Origin of the sequence: Pseudomonas sp. B21-041, from assembly GCF_024748675.1 — a bacterium.
Lineage (GTDB): Bacteria > Pseudomonadota > Gammaproteobacteria > Pseudomonadales > Pseudomonadaceae > Aquipseudomonas > Aquipseudomonas neuropathica.
In genome coordinates this window covers 2252095-2272585 of the sequence record NZ_CP087175.1, presented here as the reverse complement: position 1 = coordinate 2272585, position 20491 = coordinate 2252095, and the positions used below count along the sequence as shown (strand labels likewise).

Sequence of the window (20491 nt, the reverse complement as noted above, 5' to 3'; positions counted from 1 at the left end):
ATTCGGTTTCAGCGGTATTCGGTGAACACGCCGGACAACGGTGCAGTGGATTCGCGCAAGACAATACTCGGGGTCACGATCCGTTGATCAGTGCCCAGGTTCGGCGTGGCAATCCTGCGCAGCAGCACTTCGGCCGCCATCTCGCCCAGTTGCAGGATTGATTGCCCCACCGTGGTGAGTGCCGGGTAGACGTAACGACTCATCTGGATATCGTCGAAACCAATCACCGACAGCTCGCTCGGCACGCGCACATTGCGCTCCGCCGCCGCTCGCAGCACACCAATGCCGATCATGTCGTTACCCGCAAAGATTGCGCTCGGCGGATTGCGCTCAAGCAGAATCGCCGCTGCGTTGTACCCGCCAGTACTGGTGAAATCACTTTCCAGCATGCGCTCCTGACGGACGTCAACGCCCGCCTCTTTCAGCGCTCGGCAATAGCCGGCCAAACGCATCTGCGCAACACTGGTGCTGGCCGGGCCGCCGATGGTGGCGATGTCGCGGTGCCCCAGTTCAAGCAAGTGCCGGGTCGCGAGGTAAGCGCCGTATTCGTGGTCGATACGCACCAGATCGGCATCGACGCCATCCAGACTTCGGTCGACGATGACCATCGGCGTTTTCACCCCGGCCAACCCCTGCGCCAGGCCGCTGTCACCGCCAGCGGAAGCAACGATCAAACCGTCGATGCGCTTCTCCAGCAACACGCGCAAATAGCTGCGCTGCTTGTCGGGATTGTCGTCGGAGTTGCAGAGGATCACGCAATAGCCGTTACGCTCGCAATAATCCTCGATGCCCCGCGCCAACTCGGCGAAGTACGGGTTGAGACTGTTGGGCACCAGCAGGCCGATGGTTGCAGTGGTCTTGGCTTTGAGCGAGCGCGCCACCGCACTCGGCACATAGTCGAGGCTCTTGATCGCCGCCTCGACTTTCAACCGCACTTCCTGACTCACCGGACGGGTGTTGTTCACCACATGCGACACCGTCGTGTAGGAAATCCCCGCGAGGGCTGCCACATCCTTGATCGTTGCCATCTCTTAGCCCCGGCGACTGGCGCGCTGACTGCGATAAGTGTCGAGCACCACCGCGATCACGATGACGGCGCCGGTGATGATTCGTTTGGTCGGCTCAGTCGCACCGATCTGCGCCAGACCTGCCGCCAGGACCGAAATGATCAAGACCCCAAAGAACGTGCTGATCACCGAACCACGCCCGCCCATCAGGCTGGTACCGCCGATAACCACAGCTGCGATTACCTGCAACTCCAGACCGGAACCGGCATTCGGGTCAGCAGCTTCCAGACGGGAAATCTGAAACAGCGCAGCGATACCGGCCAGCAGCCCCATCAGGCTGAACACCAGAATCTTGTAGGGTTTCGGATTGATCCCCGCGAGGCGCACCGCCTCTTCGTTGGTGCCAATGCCGATCAGGTAGCGACCGAACACGGTACGGGTCAACACGGCCTGAGCGATGATAATCACCAGCAAGGCAATGATAAACGATGGCGAGATGCCGAACGCGATCGGGTTCGACAGCCAGGCAAACGAATCACCGATGTACGCGGTGCGCGATCCCGTCATCTGATAAGCCAGACCCCGAGCCATTTCCAGCACACCGAGAGAAACGATGAACGATGGAATCCGCCACGCCACCGTGATCGAACCGGTGACGGTGCCAGCCAGTGCGGCCACTGCCATGCCGAGCAACGCTGACGGCAACACACCCCAGCCCCAACCGAGAATGGCGACGCTGACCGTCGAAGCGGCAAGCGCCAATACCGAACCCACCGAAAGGTCGATGCCGCCGATGATCAACACGAAGGTCATGCCGACCGCCAGCACCATCAGATCAGGGATCTGGTTGGCCAGCGTACTGAAGGTGTTATAGGACAGAAAGTGGCTGCTCAAGACCGAGAACAGCGCAATCATCGCCAGCAAGGCGCCGGCCAGGCCCAGATAAGTGCCCAGACCGTAGAAGTTGCCACTACGTTTGCCGGCAGGAGATGCAGTTTTCATGGGAGATCCCTAGGCGCCGCTTCATTGAGCAACGCATCACGTTTTTGGTAGCCGGCGAACGCGGCGGCAAGCAAGTCATCCTGGGTCCAGCTGTCGCGCTCGAAGGTGTCGATCAACCGGCCGGCCGACAACACGCCGATGCGGTCACAGATGAGCATCAACTCACGCAGGTCACTGGAGACCACCACCAGCGCTTTGCCCTGGCGCGTCAGTTCGCCGAGCAAGGCATAAATGTCGAACTTGGCGCCGACGTCGATGCCACGGGTCGGCTCATCGAACAGCAGCACCGAACAGTCGCGCTCCAGCCAGCGGCCGATCACAACCTTCTGCTGGTTGCCACCGGACAACTCTGAAACCAGTTGTGTCGGACTCGAACTACGAATGCGCATGGCGTCGATCTGACGCTGCGCCAAAGCGATCTCGTCGCCATTGTTGACGACACCGCCACTGGAGATTTCCGGCATGTTGCCCAGTGCGATGTTGGCGCTGATCGATTGACTCAGCAGCAGGCCTTCACCCTTGCGGTCTTCGGTAATCAACGCGATACCGTTGCGCACCGCATCGACCGGCGAGCGCACACTGACCACTTTGGCCGGGGAGCCGAGCGCGATGGTGCCGCTGTCGGCAACGTCCGCACCAAAAATCAGTCGCAGCAGTTCTGTGCGCCCTGCCCCGATCAATCCGGAAATCCCGAAGATCTCGCCGGCACGGACTTCGAATGAAACATCGCGCACTTTGTCAGAGCGATTCAAACCCGTGACAGTCAGCGCCGGGGCGCCGATATTGCGCGGGCCCATGTCGATGTGCTCGCCCAGTTCACGACCGACCATCAGCGTAACCAGTTGCTCGCTGTTGTAATTGGCCATCGGCTCGACACAGACCAGATTGCCGTCACGCAGCACGGCAATGCGCTGTGCGACACGGGCCAGCTCTTCGAGACGGTGGGAAATGTAAATGATTGAAACGCCGCGCGCCTGCAACCGGGTGATCTGCTCGAACAGCATTTCGACTTCACGTGCGGTCAGCATCGCGGTCGGCTCATCGAGAATCAGCACATGGCAATCGCCAATCAGGTTACGGGCGATTTCAACCATCTGCTGATGCCCGATCCCCAGCTCGCCGACCAGCGTATCCGGATCAATCGCGTCGAGACCGACTTGCGCCATGGCTTCGATCGCCGCTTTGCGCAGTTGTTTGCGGCTGATCCAGCCGCCGTTGCTTGGCAGGTTGTCGAGAAACAGGTTTTCCGCGACCGACAATGTCGGCAACAGATTGAGTTCTTGCATGACCATACGCACGCCGAGTTCTTCAGCCTGGGTGCGGCTGCCCGGACGGTAGTCCTTGCCGTGGAATTGCATCTGGCCGGTGGTCGGCGTGACCAGTCCGCCAATGATTTTCGACAGGGTACTTTTGCCGGCACCATTCTCGCCGGTCAGCGCCAGCACTTCACCGCGCATCAGCGTCAGATCGATGCCGGTGAGCACCGGTTGCGCATAGGTCTTACCGATACCGCTGACCGAGAGGACAGCGTTCGGGGCGGAAACTGACATAAAAACTCTCCATGCGCTCGCCCGGACGGACGAGCGCCGTTGTGTCGCCAGAAGACTTACTTGGTGACCAGCTCGACCGGTGTTTCGATCACGCCGTTGGCGCCGCTGTCGACTTTCTCGCCCTTGATGATTTTCAGCGCGGTTTCGATGCCGAACACTGCCTGCTTGGCAGCGAACTGGTCAGCCGTGGCCAACACGCGGCCATCCTTCAACATTGGCTTGATAGCGTTGATGTTGTCGTAACCGACCACCTGAACCTGACCGGCCTTGCCAGCGGCACGTACTGCGGAAACGGCGCCGACGGCCATGCTGTCGTTACCGGCCAGCAGTGCTTTGACGTCCGGGTATTCGCTGAGGATCGAAGCGGCAACCTTGTTGCCCTTGTCGATTTCCCAGTCACCTGATTGCAGGGAAACGATCTTGATCTGTGCGGCGTCCATCGCATCCTTGAAGCCAGCGGTACGTTGCTGAGCGTTGGTCGTGGTGGACACACCTTCAATGATGCCGACTTCGTCACCAGCCTTAAGCTGCTTGGCCAGGTATTCGCCGACCAGACGGGCGCCTTTGCGATTGTCCGGACCTACGAAGGGCACGCTGATGTTTTTGCTTTTGACGATGGCCGGATCAAGTTGGTTGTCGATGTTGATCACGGTGATACCAGCATCGACGGCTTTCTTGATCACCGGCACCATGGCCTTGGAATCAGAAGGCGCGATCACCAGTGCATTGACCTTGGCCAGGATCATTTGCTCGACGATGCGGGTCTGGCCAGCAGTGTCGGTTTCATCCTTGATGCCATTGGAGATCAGGTCGAAATCGGCGGAGTGTTCTTTCTGGTACGCCTTGGCGCCATCTTCCATGGTCAGGAAGAATTCGTTGGCCAGAGACTTCATGACCAGCGCGACTTTAGGTTTTTCGGCGGATTCGGCGAATGCCGAGGAGACAGGTAGTGCGGCGGCTGTGGCAGCCAGCATAGCGACAGCAAGAAGACGTCCAGCGAATGGCAGCTTCATGGGTTCACTCCGATCTTATGATTATTGTGAGCAACGCTTGCGCTGGCGTAAGCTACTTCGCTTTCCCCATGGCCATAAGGCGCCGGGAAAGCCGCGCAAACGTTTGCGTAGACCGAACTATGCGAATCCCGCCGTCATTTGTCAACAATCAGAAATCGGTATTGATTAAAGGACGAATCCGCTGCTTCGCCCTTCAATGCTCAGGCCGTGGTGTTGACCACGTTGCCGCTGGTGGAGCCCTGGGACATTTCCTTGAGCAACGCCGCCGCGACCTCCATGAGTGCGCCGCTGGTCTGCGCGATCTGACCCTGAATGGACATCACCGCCTGCGACTTGGCCTCAGGCGTCGGATAGCTCGCAGCCTGAGCCGCCGCCAGTTGCTGTTGCTGCTCCTGCAGTTGCTTCTGCAACTCTTTCATCCGCTTGAGCAGCATTTTCACGGTGACATTGAGACTGTCGCCGCTGTCCGCGCTATCGGCCTGGCTGGCTTCTTGCGCAGGGCCGCCAGTCCTGACTTGTTTGCTCGGTTCTTTTTCAACGCCCAGCGCCTCGTCGGAAGCGTCCGCCTCTGCCTGGTTCATCGCATTGATCGTCGCTGCGGTTTTACCGCCGATGGTGACTGTACCCGGGTTTGAAAAACCGATCGTCAGTGACATGTGAACTCCCTAAAAAAGCGTTTCCCAGAACAACCATCGGCCTCAAGGCCGATTTCTTTAGTAGAGAATCCCGAGCCGGCAACCGGTTTCATTCGAAAGAAGCCGTAGTCCCTTTCGGTGAACCGAACGCGAAAGCCTCCATTGTTCGGAAACCCGGATAAACGCTTCGCCCCACCATTTGCAAATCCATAAAATATTGATGTAAATCATCAAGTTAAACATTTCTCTAAAGCAAAGTAGGGCTGGTACAGATCCTGCTCCCTAGCCTGCACCCCGAGCATTCAGATCGGCTTGGGGCGCATCTAGATGAACCTGCATCAGCACCGTCTCACTACTAGAGAGAAAAATAATGAAATCTGCTTTCAACACTTTGGTTCCGGGCGCTTTGGCCCTTCTCCTACTCCTGCCCACCGCCCTTCAGGCGAAAGAGGTCGAAACCCAGACCAAGCTCGCTAACGTCGTAGTCCTTGCCACCGGCGGCACCATCGCCGGCGCCGGCGCGAGCGCCGCCAACAGCGCCACCTATCAAGCGGCGAAGGTTGGCGTCGAACAATTGATCGCCGGCATTCCCGAGCTGAGCAAACTGGCAAACGTGCGTGGCGAACAAGTCATGCAGATTGCTTCGGAAAGCATCACCAACGAAAACCTGCTGCAACTGGGTCGTCGCGTGGCCGAACTGGCCGATAGCAAAGACGTCGATGGCATCGTCATCACCCACGGCACCGACACCCTGGAAGAAACCGCTTACTTCCTCAACCTGGTAGAAAAAACCGACAAGCCAATCATCGTCGTCGGCTCAATGCGTCCGGGCACCGCGATGTCCGCCGATGGCATGCTCAACCTGTACAACGCCGTGGCCGTGGCCAGCAGCAAAGAAGCGCAAGGCAAAGGCGTACTGGTGACCATGAACGATGAAATCCAGTCCGGTCGTGACGTCAGCAAGATGATCAACATCAAGACCGAAGCGTTCAAAAGCGCCTGGGGCCCACTGGGCATGGTGGTTGAAGGCAAATCCTACTGGTTCCGCTTGCCAGCCAAGCGTCACACCATGGATTCGGAATTCGATATCAAAAATATCAAGAGCCTGCCTGACGTAGAAATCGCTTATTCCTACGGCAACGTCAGCGATACTGCCTACAAGGCTCTCGCACAATCCGGTGCCAAGGCGATCATCCATGCCGGTACCGGTAACGGCTCGGTCTCCTCCCGCGTTGTTCCAGCCCTGCAAGCGCTGCGCAAGGATGGCGTGCAAATCATTCGTTCGTCCCACGTCAACGCTGGCGGCTTCGTTCTGCGTAACGCTGAACAGCCAGACGACAAATACGACTGGGTTGTCGCTCACGACCTGAACCCGCAGAAAGCCCGCATCCTGGCAATGGTCGCCCTGACCAAAACCAATGACAGCAAAGAGCTGCAACGGATGTTCTGGGAATACTGATGGACTTTCGCCCGGTCAATTCTTGATTGGGCACCCTGCACCACTCGCCTGACGGGTGGGTGGTGCAACGCTCACAAAGCTCTCGCACTTTTCCTACAAAAAACTCGACACGACCTACACCAAATCCGGAAAACCGCTGTCAGAGGATTTTCTTGAATTTTAAGCAGTTGCGAAAATGCTTACAGTTAAATACTGTATGCACGTACAGCTTAATAAGGATAACCTCGTGGCCACCTCCCCTGATGCTCCTGACGCTTACGAACGCATAGGCATGCGCGTTCAGAAAATCATCAATTCCCCCACCGCACAGAAAGCCAAAGCCGCACTGATCTTTCGTCTTCCGGACGAGCCGATGGACGAGTGGGAGCGCCTGCTTGAGGAAATCGACGAGAACGACAACGTCACCCTCGCTTATCGCGACGACGGTGGCGTGCAGATTTTTTGGGTTGTGCCGAAGGAAGATTGATTCAATGAGTGTCCGCTGTTTTGCTCTGCTGTTGCTGTTCATCGCCATGGGTGCCCAGGCTGGCGCACCCCGCACATTTACCGAAGCCAAGAAGGTCGCCTGGAAGCTGTATGCACCGCAGTCCACAGAGTTCTATTGCGGGTGCAAGTACACTGGCAACAAAGTTGATCTGAAGGCGTGCGGTTACGTACCGCGCAAGAATGCCAAGCGTGCGTCACGTATTGAATGGGAACACATTGTGCCGGCCTGGCAGTTCGGCCATCAGCGTCAGTGCTGGCAGGAAGGCGGCCGCAAGAACTGCACCCGATACGACCCAAGCTATCAGAAGGCCGAAGCCGATCTGCATAACCTGGTGCCGAGCATCGGCGAGGTCAATGGCGATCGCAGCAATTTCAGCTACGGCTGGCTGCCAGTGCAATCCGGGCAATACGGTTCGTGCCTGACCCAGGTCGACTTCAAGGCGAAGAAGGTCATGCCCCGCCCGTCGATTCGCGGCATGATTGCCCGCACGTACTTCTACATGAGCAAGCAGTACGGCTTGCGCCTGTCAAAACAGGATCGACAATTGTATGAGGCATGGGACAAGACTTACCCGGTGCAGGACTGGGAGCGTCAGCGTAATCAGAGCGTGGCGTGCGTGATGGGGCGAGGCAACGAGTTTGTCGGCCCGGTGAACATGAAAGCCTGCGGCTGATTGCAGTGCAGACAAAAAAGGCCTCGAACGCGATGTTCGAGGCCTTTTCATTTACGCTTGATTAGCCGCTTTATTGTATCGCCAGCAGCCCATCAAATTGAGTGACTCACGAGGTATGCCACGCTCTTTGATCAGGTATCTGCGCAATCTTCATGACGGCTGCCGACTCCCCGGCAATCCAGCCGTAAAAACCCTCAGTGGCGGTGTCGGCGATTTCCCAGAAAGTGTCCTTTCCCATATCGACGTCAGCCAATTCAATCGCTTGCCCCACCGCTGCCATATCAACTGGCAAAGTCACCGCCCATTCGTTTACGGCGTGAGCGGATGCTCGACCAGCACCGACTCAACGTTCTGCTTCTTGGCCTTCACCAACGCCGCATCCACTTGCACCTTACGTGCTTCAGCTTCAGCCTGAGAGTTGAACGGACCAATCAGAATTCGCGTTTTTCCGCTGCCGTCCTTGATCACCGTAGGCACGAAGGCGTGCTCGATCAGCCAGCCACTCAGGTCGCTGACAGCCTGTGGCGTTTCGCCGCGCACTTCTAGATCCCATTGTGGTGCTGCAGCCGCCGCCGGCGCGGTTACTGCAGCCGATTGTGGTTTTGGCGCCTCTACATTCTTGCCTTCACCACACCCTGCCAATACCAGTGCCGCGACTACCCAAACCAATTTGCGCACAACGCTTTCCTCGAAATTCTCAAAGCCGCGATCTTATCATTCATAAATACTTCGCGAGCCCCGCAAAATGGGCACAAAACAACGAGATTGATGCTTGCAGCCTCTGTATAGTTACGCCCTGGGAATTAATGCCGCTTCTGCGCGTCAGAAAGAGGCACCCAAACCGTGAGACTTCGCACTAATCTATACGTACACCGACCTCTGCACTGTCTGAATCAGGTGCCCTACAAAGCAATCAAGGAGAAGACCATGCTGATACTCACCCGCAAAGTCGGTGAAAGCATAAACATTGGTGATGACATTACGATCACCATTCTGGGCGTAAGCGGCCAACAGGTCCGCATTGGTATCAACGCTCCGAAAAACGTTGCCGTGCACCGTGAGGAGATTTACCAGCGCATTCAGGCTGGCCTGACCGCCCCGGACAAGCCACAAACTCCCTGAGCCAGATCGCAGTCAGTAGCCAGTCCGTTTACCTTGTGGAATGACTGGCTAGAGATTCACGCGCCGTATTGCCATCCGCTCCCCACTCTGTTGGGCACGGCGCCTGACACGCAAAACCCGACTCCCCTTCCTACCTCTCCCCGCATGCTCTTGCTGCCCGATACTACCTGCCATCCCCGAGGCTGGCTGTCGGACATTTCCGATAGAGCGCAGAGAATTCGCCCTCTAACCGAATGTCACACCACGTGCCATGCCTGTGGCCGCAATCACCATCAGCACCAGCAACAACGCCTCGACATGACTGATTCGTGCGTACAGCTTCGCGCGCCCGGTATCGATTGCTGCGCCGCGTGCGGAAGCGATCCGCCACTTGACCAACGCGATCATCGGGGCGAGTTCTACAATCAGGATCAGCACGAACAGCGTCATCTTCAGATGAAACAGTGGCTGATCAAGATAATAGTCAGTGCCCTTTTCAAAGCCTCCAAAAGCCCGCATCCCGCCTGTCACCAGCAGAACCAATGCAGAGATGCCCCATAGGTTATCGGCCTGCAAAACGCGCCGGGCCTCGCCTGAACCGGCAGCAAGGCGATTAAACGCCGTGCCACGCGTCAGCACCGCCCAAAAACCCAAGGCAAATGCCAGCAGATGAACAGCTGCAAGAAACCAATGAACCAGCATCGATACCCCCTCATTGCAGAGTTGAAAATCGGCCAGTCAGTAGTAGTTGAAAAAACAAGGATCTGCCTGCGGGGTGTCACCAGGCTTTCAGGAAAGATCGAAAGGAGAAATTTCAGCCAGTTGAGGCAAATCGCAGGCAAAAAAAATCCCAAGCAGCTGATGGAAGCTTGGGATTTAAAAATGCATAAACCGTGGTGGTGAACGCGGGACGAATGTTACTTAATCCCACGAACAGTAACAACATTTTTTTGATAACTGGCTGGTTAGTAACACTCGTAACCTGTTCAATATCCACACTTTTTCAAAGGGCGCTGGCGACGAACGGTGAATCGTCAACCAACTGCCTGACCCGACGACGCAGAAATTCGATCATAGGTGGGAGGCACGACGAAGACTTGCGCACGCCATTCAGCAAGGCCCGCTAAACGGTGAAGCACGACTCGCAGTGGATCAACAGGCCTCGCATGGAATTTCGAATGCCCTGAGATCGACTAAACGCGGAGTCCAGCTAGCGCCCTGAGGAGGGTTTTGAAAATCGCAGACAACAAAAAAGGGCCCACCTTTCGGTGAGCCCTTCTAGACCGCCCAGCAGAGCGGATTTTGTTTGGTAGGCGCGATTGGACTCGAACCAACGACCCCCACCATGTCAAGGTGGTGCTCTAACCAACTGAGCTACGTGCCTGCTGTGAGGCGGCATTCTACGGAATTCCGGAGGGGTGTCAACACCTTTTTTTCACCTAACCCTATGAATATGCAAAATATTTAATTTCGGCTCGCCGACGCAGATTTTCCGGTGGCTGGCGGAGGTTTTTCAACTCGGGTAGGATCGACGCACTCGTAAAATATATTAAACAGAGGCTACAGGATGGCGAACACCCCTTACCCAGAGTCTTATTACGCTACGTCGGCCAATGCCGTACCGCCCCGCCCTGCCTTGCAGGATGATGTGGAGACGGACGTCTGTGTGATCGGCGCCGGGTATACCGGATTGTCCTCAGCGCTGTTCCTGTTGGAGAACGGTTTTCGCGTCACCGTGCTGGAGGCGGCCAAGGTCGGGTTCGGCGCCTCCGGGCGTAATGGCGGGCAGATCGTTAACAGTTATAGCCGTGACATTGATGTGATCGAACGCAGCGTCGGGCCGAAGCAGGCGCAACTGCTCGGGCAGATGGCATTCGAAGGTGGCCGGATCATTCGCGAGCGCGTGGCCAAGTACAACATTCAATGCGACCTGAAGGACGGCGGCGTGTTCGCCGCGCTGACGGCCAAACAGATGGGCCACCTGGAATCGCAGAAGCGCCTCTGGGAGCGCTTCGGTCATACGCAACTGGAACTGCTCGATCAACGCCGCATTCGCGAAGTGGTTGCGTGCGATCAGTACGTCGGTGGCATGCTCGACATGAGCGGTGGGCACATCCACCCGCTGAACCTTGCGCTGGGCGAAGCGGCGGCAGTCGAGTCTCTCGGCGGCACGATCCACGAACAATCACCCGCCGTGCGCATCGAGCGCGGCGCGAACCCAGTTGTACACACGCCCCAGGGCAAGGTCAGGGCCAAATTCATCATCGTCGCGGGCAATGCCTACCTCGGTAATCTGGTGCCGGAGCTTGCGGCCAAGTCGATGCCGTGCGGCACGCAAGTCATCACCACCGAGCCACTAGGTGATGAGCTGGCGAAAGCGCTGCTGCCGCAGGACTACTGCGTCGAAGACTGCAATTACCTGCTCGACTACTACCGCCTCACGGGCGACAAACGCCTGATCTTCGGCGGCGGCGTGGTGTATGGCGCGCGCGATCCGGCGAACATCGAAGCAATCATCCGCCCGAAAATGCTCAAGGCCTTCCCGCAGCTCAAGGATGTGAAGATTGACTACGCCTGGACCGGAAACTTCCTGCTGACCCTGTCGCGCTTGCCTCAGGTTGGACGCCTGGGCGACAACATCTATTACTCGCAAGGCTGCAGCGGCCATGGCGTGACATACACGCATTTGGCAGGCAAGGTCCTCGCCGAAGCGTTGCGCGGCCAGGCCGAGCGTTTTGATGCGTTTGCCGATTTGCCGCACTATCCGTTCCCCGGCGGACAACTGTTGCGCACGCCGTTTGCCGCACTGGGTGCGTGGTATTACGGGCTACGCGATAAATTCGGGATGTAAAAAAGGGCCGCTGATCGCGGCCCTATTTATTGAACTCAGCACTCAGAGCTGATCCCGAGCAATCCCGCTACGGATCCGCAGGATATCCGCCAGCACCGCCAAGGCAATTTCCGCTGGCGTCTTGCTGCCGAGGTTAAGGCCAATCGGCGCATGAATCCGCGCCAACTCCGCCTCGCCCAAGCCGCCAATCCGACGCAAACGCTCGAAGCGCTTCTGTGACGTCTGCAGCGAGCCCATCACGCCAATGTAGAACGCTTCGGTGCGCACCGCCTCCATCATCGCCAGGTCATCGATACGCGGATCGTGAGTGAGCGCTACGACCGCCGTGTCACGATGACAGCCACCGTCAGCAATAAACACCGACGGCAACTGCCGACGAATCTCCACACCATCCAGCACCACGCCTTCAAGCACCTCGTCGCGCGGATCGCAGAGAATCACCTCAAAACCCAATCCAACGGCAAACTCGGCACACGCTTGCGCCACACTGGAATACCCGGCGAGCAACAAGCGCTGCGCCGCGCCAACGCGAATGCGCACCCGATCAATCTCACGCTCAATCCGCGCACCCTGCTCGCGATCAGCGAACAGACTGCGCGCACCGCTGGCCAGATCGACCTCGCGAATCAAACGGCGCTGACCGAGCAGCGCCGACTCCAATTCACGCAGATGCGCCTGCACCTCGCAGTCGGCGTCAAATTTCTCTACCAATACATCAAGGATGCCACCGCAGGGCAGACTGACCCGCGAGCGCGGATCGTCGCCTTCGCCGTAACGCACGACATTGACCGCATCGAGAAACGCACCTTCGGCGACGCGCTCGAGAAAATCCTCCTCCACGCAGCCGCCGGACAGCGAACCGATCCACTGTCCGCTGTCATTCACTGCCAGCAGCGAACCCGGCGCACGCGGTGCCGAGCCGTAAGTGGTCAGCACAGTGCAGAGCCAGATGCGCTGCCCCGCCACCGACCACTCCAGCGCTCGCCGCACCACTTGTAGATCGAGATGCTGCATGTCAGTGCGCCTTGTGCTCGATGGACGGTGCGTCGGCTTGCAGCTTCTGCACTTCACTCACCGCCAACTCAGCGGATTGACCACCCCAACCTTGACGCAGGTAGTTGAGCAGATCAGTCAGTTGCTCAGGACTGAGCTTGCCAGCGAAGCCCGGCATCGGTTGCATGTGCTCGAACCCGGAAAACTTCTGCTCGCCGATACCATCCTCGATCACGCGCAACAGGTTGCGTGGGTCTTCCAGACGCAACGTGGTATTACCGCGCATGGCCACCGCGATATGCGGCTTGCCTTCGCCACCGACCGCATGGCAACCGGCGCAGACGTTCAGGTATTCCTGCTGGCCGCGCTGGGCGCTGGCGCTGAGTTTCTCGACTGGCACTTCAACGAGGGCTTTGGCTGCCGGCGGTTTGTCGCCGAGCAGGAACGTCGCCATGGCCGCCAGATCGGCATCGCTCAGGCCTTGAGTGCTGTTGTGGAACACCGGGAACATCTCGTTGAACATCGTCCCTTGCGCACTCATGCCGTGCTTGAGGAACGTGCCGAGGTCCTGCTCGTTCCAGCCGCGAGCGGCCAGATCGGTGGCCAGCAGGCTCGGCGCCAGATAACCATTGAGGATGCCGCCAGTCAGACGCTTGTCCAGCTGCATTGCGCCCGGGAGGCCACGCGGCGTGTGGCATTCGCCGCAATGACCGAGCACTTCGACCATGTACTGGCCGCGCTTCCAGGCTTCGCTTTTGCCTTCGGCCGGCTCCAGTTTCAGGGCTTTGCCGTACATCATGTTCCAGCCGATCAGGCCCGGACGCACGTTAAACGGGAAGCTCAGGCTGGTGACCGGGGCTGCACGCTCGATCGGCTCGATGGTTTTCAGATACGTATGAATCGCATCCGAGTCTTCACGCGGCATCAGGTGATACGAGGTATACGGCATCGCCGGATACAAATTCGCGCCATCGCGACGCTTGCCTTCAGTCAGCGCCGCGAAGAACTCATCATCGTTGTACAAACCGATGCCGTGCTCTTTGCTCGGGGTAATGTTGGTGCCGTAGATCGTGCCGAACGGCGAGACGATCGGCAGGCCGCCGGCAAACGGCGCGCCGCCCGGTGCAGTGTGGCAAGCCATGCAGTCAGCGGCGCGGGCGAGGTATTCGCCGCGCTTGACCTGGTCATCGGCGTGGGCAAACAACAGCGGCGCAGCAAGGCCGACCGCCAAGGTCAGGCGGGTCAGTAAAAGCTTCATGCTTAACCCTCCTTGACCAGGCCGAGATCGGTCAGCACGTTGCGGGTGGCGTTGTAGTAACGCACGTACCCGGTGCAACGGCAGACGTGATGGCCGAGGCTGTCCTCGATGACTTGTTCGAGCTTGCTTTGCACGGTCGGCTGGCGCTGCAGCTTCTCGACCAGCACGGTCGCGGCGTTGACGAAGCCTGGTGCGCAGTAGCTGCACTGGAAGGCGAACTCGTCGACGAAGCGTTGCTGGATTGGATTCAGCTCGGTGACCTGACCGCTCTCGTCACGCTTGGCGTGAGATTCGATGGTGCGGACTTTCTTGCCTTCGAAGTAGTGCGCACCAGTGATGCAGGTGCGTACTTCTTCACTGGTCCCGTCCGGGTTATCGACGATCACCACGCAGGCGTGGCAGATGCCCTGGCCGCAGCCCAGGCGCGAACCGGTGAGGTTCTTGTATTCGTGCAGGTAGTCGATCATCGGCAGGTCATCAGGGATGTCCACCGGGCCGACGGATTGACCATTGAGGGTCAGTTGAAGCGGACGGTTAGCCATTGAGGGCCTCCTTGATGCGCGCAGCAGTGATTGGCAGATCGCGAACACGTTTACCGATGGCGTGCGCCACGGCGTTACCGATGGCACCGACGATCGGGATCATCACCACTTCGGCGATGCCTTTGGACGGATCACTTGGCGACAGCGCCGGCAGAATCTCCGACGTCTGTTTCCATACGGCAACGTGACGCGCCATCGGCAAACGGTAACGGTTGAAGTTCCAGTCACCCTCCCCCGGCCCACCTTCATACAGCGGCATTTCTTCCATCAAGGCGTGGCCGATGCCCATGGCGATACCACCTTCGAGCTGGCCCTTGACCAGTTCCTCGACCAGCACCCGACCGCACTCGACCCACGAATGGTGGTTGAGCACTTCGACTTCCGCCGAGCCTTTGTTGACCTTCAGTTCGACCAGTGTCGCGACCGGGCTGTAGTAAGTCACGGCAGCGTTGTTCAACTGGACAACCGGGTAATTGATGTTCTGGCGATCCAACAGGTGGAAACCAGCGGTGTTCATCAGCGCCTTCTTCGCCTTCGGCGCGCCATCGCCATATTTCACCGCCAGACCGTCGAGCGGCAGACGCTCGCGCACGCCGTCGATGCTGTATTCGGCCTCGGCCCAGCTCCAGCGGTTGAATGCGTGAACGGTGGCGCCGGTCACCAGACCACGCTCATGAGCGTGTTTGGCCAGTTCTTCGAAGCTCAACGGTTGCATGCCGTTGGCTGTGAGTTTGCCGTCGACCCAATGCGCATCTTCGCGACGCACGACGTAAGGGTTGGCTTGGCCGCCATAGGGGCCCTGACGCCAGATTTCCATGGCCGCCGGCCACAGACCGTTATTGAACAGCACGCGTGCCGCTTCACGGGTGGCGTGACTGAAGTAGTACGCCGAGTTGGTCGCCGACGAGGCCGAAGCCAGTTTGCCGACCCAGCGCGGGTTGCGCAGCAGGCTGTCCTGCTCGGCCTGACTCATGATGTAAGGGTTGCCGCTGGTGATCAGCTGCATTTCCTTCCATTCGGTTTCGCCGGTCTTCACTTCGTGCGCCGGGCTACCGAGGAAATCGGCCACCACCAGCGCCTGCGAGGTAGACATGCCAGTGCCGATCTCAATGCCGATATGACGCAGAGTGATGCGACCGTCAGCAGTGAATTCGATGCTGGCCATCGGCGCTTCGGAACCGGTGCCGAAGTCTTTCTGGCAAATGGCAAAACCAACGCCGTACCAGTTGTCCGGGTCGGCCGCTTCGCGCTGTTTCTTGATCGCGTCGCGGTTTTTCCAGACTTCGTGCACCGCGGCCTTGTCGAGAATTTCATGCAGGCGCAAGGCACCGGCCGGGATCGCGCCTTGCGTGTTTTTCATACCGGAACGCAGGGCGTTCTTGCGACGCAGGTCGATCGCATCGACACCGAGACGGTTGGCGATTTCATCGACCATCATCTCGGTTGCCGCCATGCTTTGCAGGGTGCCGTAACCGCGCATCGAACCGGCCTCAACGCCACGCGAGTGGTAGGCGGTGACTTGCAGATCGTTCTGCGGCATGTAGTAGATCGACTGCGCGGCCGTGGCGCCAACCGCGGCTACCGATGGGCTGTAGTTGATCCGGCCGCCACCGTCGACGCTCATTTCCGCGCGGAAAATCTTGAAGCTGTAGTCGTTCTTGTCCACGGCCAATTGATAGCGGATGTCGAACGGGTGGCGCTTGATGCCACTCTGGAATTGTTCGTAGCGGTCGTTGGCCAGACGCACTGGCACGCCGGCGCCGTACAGCGCAGCAAGGGCTGCGTAGTAGACGAAGATGTTGTGGTCTTTGGATCCGTAACCGACGGTGTAACCCGGGTGCATGTTCAGGTTGTCGAGGCCAAAGCGCGACGGCGCGATCATTTTCGCGGTTTCGGTCGCTGCCTCCAGCGGGCACTGGGTGGCCACGACGAAATGCAGGGTTTTGGTTTTCGGGTCGTACCAGCCGTTGCCGTTGTCCGGCTCCATGGCGGCCGGCTCAATCGACGGGGTCTTGTAGCGCTCGTCGAACACCAGCCAGTTGTCCGACGGCGTGTCGATCTCTTGCTTCATGCGGTCGGCGTAGAACAAGCCGCGCTCGGTCAGATTGCCGTGCAGGTTCGGCTGGGAATTCCACACCGGACGACGGTTCTTCAGCATCGGGAACAGGATCGAGTCTTTGAGGCTGGCGAATTCGTCTTCGTCGGCCGAGGTCGCGCCGCCGACGCGCACGTAGCGGAAGCTGCCGTAGGGGTCGCCTTCGTAGAACGGCACTTTGGCACCGTAACGAATCGCTTTGTCATTGAATTTGAGTTTGTTCTTCGCCTGACGGAAACGCTCGAAGTCGTTCCAGATCAGGATTGCCACCGGGTGACCGATGAACATCGGCACTTTGCCTTCTGGCAGCAGTGGATCCGGCGCGTGCTCTTCGGGGAAGACGATACCGTCCTTGTCCAGATCAGCGGCGGTGACAATGCGGTCAGGCTGCAAGTCAGCGCCAAGCCACGACAGGTCGTAGCCGTCGTAGATGCGGTCAGCCTTGATGGTTTTCAGCAGCATGGCGTGGCCTTGCTGCTCGGGCCAGCCCGGCATGTCCTTGGAACGGATGTCGCGGGCAAAGACTTTGCTGCCGCAGACCTTGGACAGTGCGTCGTTACGCTGACGCGCCTTGCCGTTGCTGCCGAGCCACTTCTCGGACGGCACGGTGACAGTGTTTTCCATCAAGGCAGCCAGCGCCTGACTGCTGAGCGGCGTGAGCGTGACGCTCACACCCGCCACCAGCCCGCCCTGGAGAAACGAGCGCCGGGATATTTCACGGTTGGACATGGATCATCCTCTGGGCGGTTATGTGTCCGCCCTTCTGGTTATCTACTGGGGAATCTCGAGTCTTGCAGAAGCCTTTCTTGGCTAAACGAAAGGCGTGATGACAGTGCAAAGCTGACCGAAAGGTTAACTTTAAAGGTTTCTGCGCTCGCAGCAAACAACCAGTTACAAAAATTTGACTAAAGGATCAGAAAATCAATGCGACGTGGCACCGCAGGAGCTCGTTGAACATACCATCGACCCATGTGGGAGCGAGCCTGCTCGCGAAGGCGTAGTGTCAGTCAGCGCATTTTTTTGCTGATACACCGCATTCGCGAGCAGGCTCGCTCCCACATGGGGATTTGTGTCGAATTCAGAATCAGGGGGAAGGAGCAGAGGGAAAAGCCAAATTTCAGACACAAAAAACCCCGGTCTTTCGACCAGGGTCTTTGCTATCGATTCCGAATCAGCCAACGGCTGTTTTCGGTGCTTCAAGGCGTTCAGTGGTCCTTGGAGCAGATATGGCGCAGCGGACGGGACTCGAACCCGCGACCCCCGGCGTGACAGGCCGGTATTCTAACCGACTGAACTACCGCTGCGTATCGCTTTGAGCTTGCGCTCAAGTAACTCGTGTTGACTGCAAGCTTCGGTGCTTTGCAATCGCGAACCAGACAAGTCTGATTCGTAAAATATGGCGCAGCGGACGGGACTCGAACCCGCGACCCCCGGCGTGACAGGCCGGTATTCTAACCGACTGAACTACCGCTGCGCGTCGGTGCAGGCACTTTCAGCCTACGCTCTTGCTTACGCAAGTTTCTCGGGGAGTGGTGGGTGATGACGGGATCGAACCGCCGACATTCTGCTTGTAAGGCAGACGCTCTCCCAGCTGAGCTAATCACCCGTTTGCATCTCCGAGGCCGCGAAATTTACGCAGGTAGCGAACCTAAGTCAATAGCAGGATTGAAGTTTTTCTAAAAAAGACGAAATTGCTTCAATCCTGCAAAACCGCTTTCGCGGGCAAACCCGCTCCCACAGGGGTATGCATTCCAAATGTGGGAGCGAGCCTGCTCGCGAAGGCGTCAGTTGATTCAACACAAATTCAGGAGAACAAGACGACCTACTCGCTGTAGATCATCTTTTTCGTCATACCACCATCGACCACGAATTCCTGCCCGGTGACAAACCCGGCATTCCTCGACAGCAACCACGCGACCATGGCCGCGACATCCTCGACCGTCCCTACCCTGCCCGCCGGATGCTGAGCATGATCGGCATCGGCCAGCGGCTCTGCTCGGCGTGCAGAAGGATCGCGTGCATCGATCCAGCCCGGACTGACGGCGTTAACACGAATCTCCGGCCCCAGACTGATCGCCAACGCATGCGTGAGCGCCAGCAAACCGCCCTTGCTCGCCGCATAAGCCTCGGTATCAGGCTCTGATTGCCCGGCACGGGTCGACGCCAGGTTGACGATCGAACCGTTGTGCGCACGCAGATACGGCGCACAGTGCTTGGCCAACAGCATCGGCCCACTGAGATTCACCGCCAGCACCCGATTCCAGTAAGCCAGATCTAGGCTTTCCAGTGTGATGTTGTGCGGATCAGCGACCGCCGCGTTGCACACCAGTGCATCGAGACGACCAAACTGACCCAGCACTTCAGCCACGCCGAGCGCCACCTGACTTTCCTCGGCAACGTCCATGGCAATAAACCAGGCGTTTTCACCCAGCACTTTCGCCACTTTTGAACCGCGCGCCCGATCCAGGTCGGTCAACACGACTTGCCAGCCCTCGCTGATCAGCCAGGCAGCGATGCCCAGACCGATACCGCGCGCAGCACCCGTGACCAGCGCAACGCGGCCATGGGTACCTGCTGTCGGCGTAGACAACTCGATCACAACGCGGCCAGACCGCGCGCCAGGTCGGCTTGCAGGTCAGCGACGTCTTCCAGACCGACCGCGATGCGAATCAGGCTGTCACGGATGCCCGCCGCTTCACGCTCTTGCGGCGCCAGACGGCCGTGAGAGGTGGTGCTTGGGTGCGTGATCGTGGTCTTGCTGTCGCCGAGGTTGGCGGTAATCGAAATCAGCCGGGTCGCATCGATGAAGCGCCAAGCGCCCTCTTTGCCACCTTTGACTTCAAAGCTCACTACCGCACCGAAGCCCTTCTGCTGACGCTGGGCCAATTCGTGCTGCGGATGGCTCTTGAGACCGGCGTAATGCACCTTCTCAATGCCGTCCTGCTGCTCCAGCCACTCGGCAAGCGCCTGAGCATTCGCGCAGTGCGCCTTCATCCGCAGGTTCAGGGTTTCCAGACCTTTGAGGAAGATCCACGCGTTGAACGGACTCAAGGTCGGCCCGGCAGTGCGCAGGAAGCCGACGACTTCTTTCATCTGCTCACTGCGACCGGCCACCACACCGCCCATGCAACGGCCCTGGCCATCGATGAACTTGGTCGCCGAGTGCACGACAATGTCTGCGCCCATTTTCAGCGGCTGCTGCAACGCTGGCGTGCAGAAGCAGTTATCGACGACCAGCATCGCGCCTTTGGCGTGAGCGATTTCAGCCAGTGCGGTGATATCGACCAGCTCGGCCAACGGGTTGGAGGGCGACTCGACAAAGAGCAGTTTGGTGTTGGATTTGATTGCCGCATCCCAACCCGACAGGTCGGCCAAAGGCACGTAATCGACTTCCACACCGAAACGCTTGAAGTACTTCTCGAACAGGCTGATGGTCGAACCGAACACGCTGCGCGAAACCAGCACGTGATCGCCGGCGCTGCACAAGCTCATCACCACCGCCATGATGGCGGCCATGCCGGTTGCGGTCGCAACGGCTTGCTCGGCGCCTTCCAGCGCAGCAATGCGCTCCTCGAACGCGCGCACGGTCGGGTTGGTATAACGCGAGTAAACGTTACCCGGCACTTCCCCGGCGAACCGTGCGGCCGCGTCGGCAGCGGTGCGGAACACATAGCTGGAGGTGAAGAACATCGGATCACCGTGCTCGCCTTCCGGCGTACGGTGCTGACCGGCACGTACGGCCAGGGTATCGAACGCTACGCCTTCGAGGTCGCTGTCCAGCCGACCGGCATCCCATTCCTGACTCATGCTGTCACTCCTTGCCCT

At 58.7% G+C, this 20491-nt stretch carries 20 protein-coding genes and 4 tRNA genes; 6 read left to right on the top strand and 18 right to left on the bottom strand.

The genetic code is table 11. The features are described from left to right. Window positions 1–8 precede the first annotated feature (8 nt). The 5 genes from LOY43_RS10030 to LOY43_RS10010 form a co-directional block, all read right to left on the bottom strand. Window positions 9–1028, bottom strand: coding sequence for a LacI family DNA-binding transcriptional regulator (locus LOY43_RS10030; protein ID WP_095047638.1), 1020 nt, complete (start codon window positions 1026–1028; stop codon window positions 9–11). Between the two features lie 3 nt (window positions 1029–1031). Next, entirely contained in the window at window positions 1032–2009 is a 978-nt protein-coding gene (locus tag LOY43_RS10025; protein WP_007913478.1) for an ABC transporter permease, read from the bottom strand. Then, window positions 2006–3559, bottom strand: coding sequence for a sugar ABC transporter ATP-binding protein (locus LOY43_RS10020; protein WP_186624929.1), 1554 nt, complete (start codon window positions 3557–3559; stop codon window positions 2006–2008). The genes LOY43_RS10025 and LOY43_RS10020 overlap by 4 nt, the downstream gene beginning before the upstream one ends. Before the next feature lie 56 nt (window positions 3560–3615). After that, window positions 3616–4572, bottom strand: a complete 957-nt coding sequence (locus tag LOY43_RS10015; protein ID WP_016984936.1) for a sugar ABC transporter substrate-binding protein — start codon at window positions 4570–4572, stop codon at window positions 3616–3618. A gap of 200 nt (window positions 4573–4772) precedes the next feature. Next, on the bottom strand, window positions 4773–5228 hold the full coding sequence (locus tag LOY43_RS10010) for a hypothetical protein (RefSeq protein WP_095047639.1): 456 nt from the start codon (window positions 5226–5228) through the stop codon (window positions 4773–4775). A gap of 349 nt (window positions 5229–5577) precedes the next feature. On the opposite strand from LOY43_RS10010, the gene LOY43_RS10005 reads away from it, so the two are divergent. The 3 genes from LOY43_RS10005 to LOY43_RS09995 all read left to right on the top strand — a co-directional run bounded on the left by LOY43_RS10005 (window position 5578) and on the right by LOY43_RS09995 (window position 7826). Beyond that, complete coding sequence (locus LOY43_RS10005) at window positions 5578–6666, top strand: asparaginase (protein WP_095047640.1); 1089 nt, start codon at window positions 5578–5580, stop codon at window positions 6664–6666. Window positions 6667–6862: 196 nt separating this feature from the next. After that, on the top strand, window positions 6863–7132 hold the full coding sequence (locus LOY43_RS10000) for a DUF1654 domain-containing protein (RefSeq protein ID WP_371748305.1): 270 nt from the start codon (window positions 6863–6865) through the stop codon (window positions 7130–7132). 4 nt (window positions 7133–7136) lie between these two features. Further along, window positions 7137–7826, top strand: a complete 690-nt coding sequence (locus LOY43_RS09995) for an endonuclease (RefSeq protein WP_034152754.1) — start codon at window positions 7137–7139, stop codon at window positions 7824–7826. A gap of 106 nt (window positions 7827–7932) precedes the next feature. Here the strand turns inward: LOY43_RS09995 and LOY43_RS09990 are convergent, their stop codons facing one another. After that, window positions 7933–8124, bottom strand: a complete 192-nt coding sequence (locus LOY43_RS09990; RefSeq protein ID WP_408980835.1) for a hypothetical protein — start codon at window positions 8122–8124, stop codon at window positions 7933–7935. A gap of 11 nt (window positions 8125–8135) precedes the next feature. After that, on the bottom strand, window positions 8136–8504 hold the full coding sequence (locus LOY43_RS09985; protein WP_095047641.1) for an SPOR domain-containing protein: 369 nt from the start codon (window positions 8502–8504) through the stop codon (window positions 8136–8138). Window positions 8505–8753: 249 nt separating this feature from the next. On the opposite strand from LOY43_RS09985, the gene csrA reads away from it, so the two are divergent. Continuing rightward, window positions 8754–8948, top strand: a complete 195-nt coding sequence (gene csrA / locus LOY43_RS09980) for a carbon storage regulator CsrA (RefSeq protein WP_003179932.1) — start codon at window positions 8754–8756, stop codon at window positions 8946–8948. A gap of 225 nt (window positions 8949–9173) precedes the next feature. Here csrA and LOY43_RS09975 read toward each other — a convergent pair whose 3' ends face one another. Then, complete coding sequence (locus LOY43_RS09975) at window positions 9174–9629, bottom strand: DUF2214 family protein (protein WP_095047642.1); 456 nt, start codon at window positions 9627–9629, stop codon at window positions 9174–9176. Between LOY43_RS09975 and LOY43_RS09970 the strand changes: the two genes are divergently transcribed. Beyond that, window positions 9618–9830, top strand: a complete 213-nt coding sequence (locus LOY43_RS09970) for a hypothetical protein (RefSeq protein WP_141231846.1) — start codon at window positions 9618–9620, stop codon at window positions 9828–9830. The genes LOY43_RS09975 and LOY43_RS09970 overlap by 12 nt on opposite strands. A gap of 404 nt (window positions 9831–10234) precedes the next feature. On the opposite strand, the gene LOY43_RS09965 is transcribed toward LOY43_RS09970, so the two are convergent. After that, a tRNA-Val gene (locus LOY43_RS09965) sits at window positions 10235–10311 on the bottom strand. 183 nt (window positions 10312–10494) lie between these two features. Between LOY43_RS09965 and LOY43_RS09960 the strand changes: the two genes are divergently transcribed. Then, window positions 10495–11778, top strand: a complete 1284-nt coding sequence (locus LOY43_RS09960; protein ID WP_258709531.1) for an FAD-binding oxidoreductase — start codon at window positions 10495–10497, stop codon at window positions 11776–11778. Between the two features lie 42 nt (window positions 11779–11820). On the opposite strand, the gene LOY43_RS09955 is transcribed toward LOY43_RS09960, so the two are convergent. The 9 genes from LOY43_RS09955 to LOY43_RS09915 form a co-directional block, all read right to left on the bottom strand. Then, window positions 11821–12792 (bottom strand): XdhC family protein, encoded by a 972-nt coding sequence (locus LOY43_RS09955; RefSeq protein WP_220558426.1) that lies wholly within the window; start codon window positions 12790–12792, stop codon window positions 11821–11823. Between the two features lies 1 nt (window position 12793). Further along, on the bottom strand, window positions 12794–14029 hold the full coding sequence (locus tag LOY43_RS09950) for a cytochrome c (RefSeq protein WP_095124813.1): 1236 nt from the start codon (window positions 14027–14029) through the stop codon (window positions 12794–12796). A 2-nt stretch (window positions 14030–14031) separates the two neighbouring features. After that, on the bottom strand, window positions 14032–14571 hold the full coding sequence (locus LOY43_RS09945) for a (2Fe-2S)-binding protein (protein WP_038369461.1): 540 nt from the start codon (window positions 14569–14571) through the stop codon (window positions 14032–14034). Continuing rightward, on the bottom strand, window positions 14564–17395 hold the full coding sequence (locus LOY43_RS09940; RefSeq protein WP_220558424.1) for a xanthine dehydrogenase family protein molybdopterin-binding subunit: 2832 nt from the start codon (window positions 17393–17395) through the stop codon (window positions 14564–14566). Before LOY43_RS09940 ends, LOY43_RS09945 begins: the two co-directional genes overlap by 8 nt. Window positions 17396–17893: 498 nt before the next feature. Next, window positions 17894–17970 (bottom strand) — tRNA-Asp (locus LOY43_RS09935). A 93-nt stretch (window positions 17971–18063) separates the two neighbouring features. After that, a tRNA-Asp gene (locus LOY43_RS09930) sits at window positions 18064–18140 on the bottom strand. Window positions 18141–18196: 56 nt separating this feature from the next. Continuing rightward, window positions 18197–18272 (bottom strand) — tRNA-Val (locus LOY43_RS09925). Between the two features lie 216 nt (window positions 18273–18488). Continuing rightward, on the bottom strand, window positions 18489–19265 hold the full coding sequence (locus tag LOY43_RS09920; protein ID WP_095047646.1) for an SDR family oxidoreductase: 777 nt from the start codon (window positions 19263–19265) through the stop codon (window positions 18489–18491). After that, the gene (locus LOY43_RS09915) at window positions 19262–20473 is read right to left on the bottom strand and encodes an O-succinylhomoserine sulfhydrylase (RefSeq protein WP_093432099.1); all 1212 of its coding nucleotides are present in this window, start codon (window positions 20471–20473) and stop codon (window positions 19262–19264) included. The genes LOY43_RS09920 and LOY43_RS09915 overlap by 4 nt, the downstream gene beginning before the upstream one ends. Window positions 20474–20491: the final 18 nt, after the last annotated feature.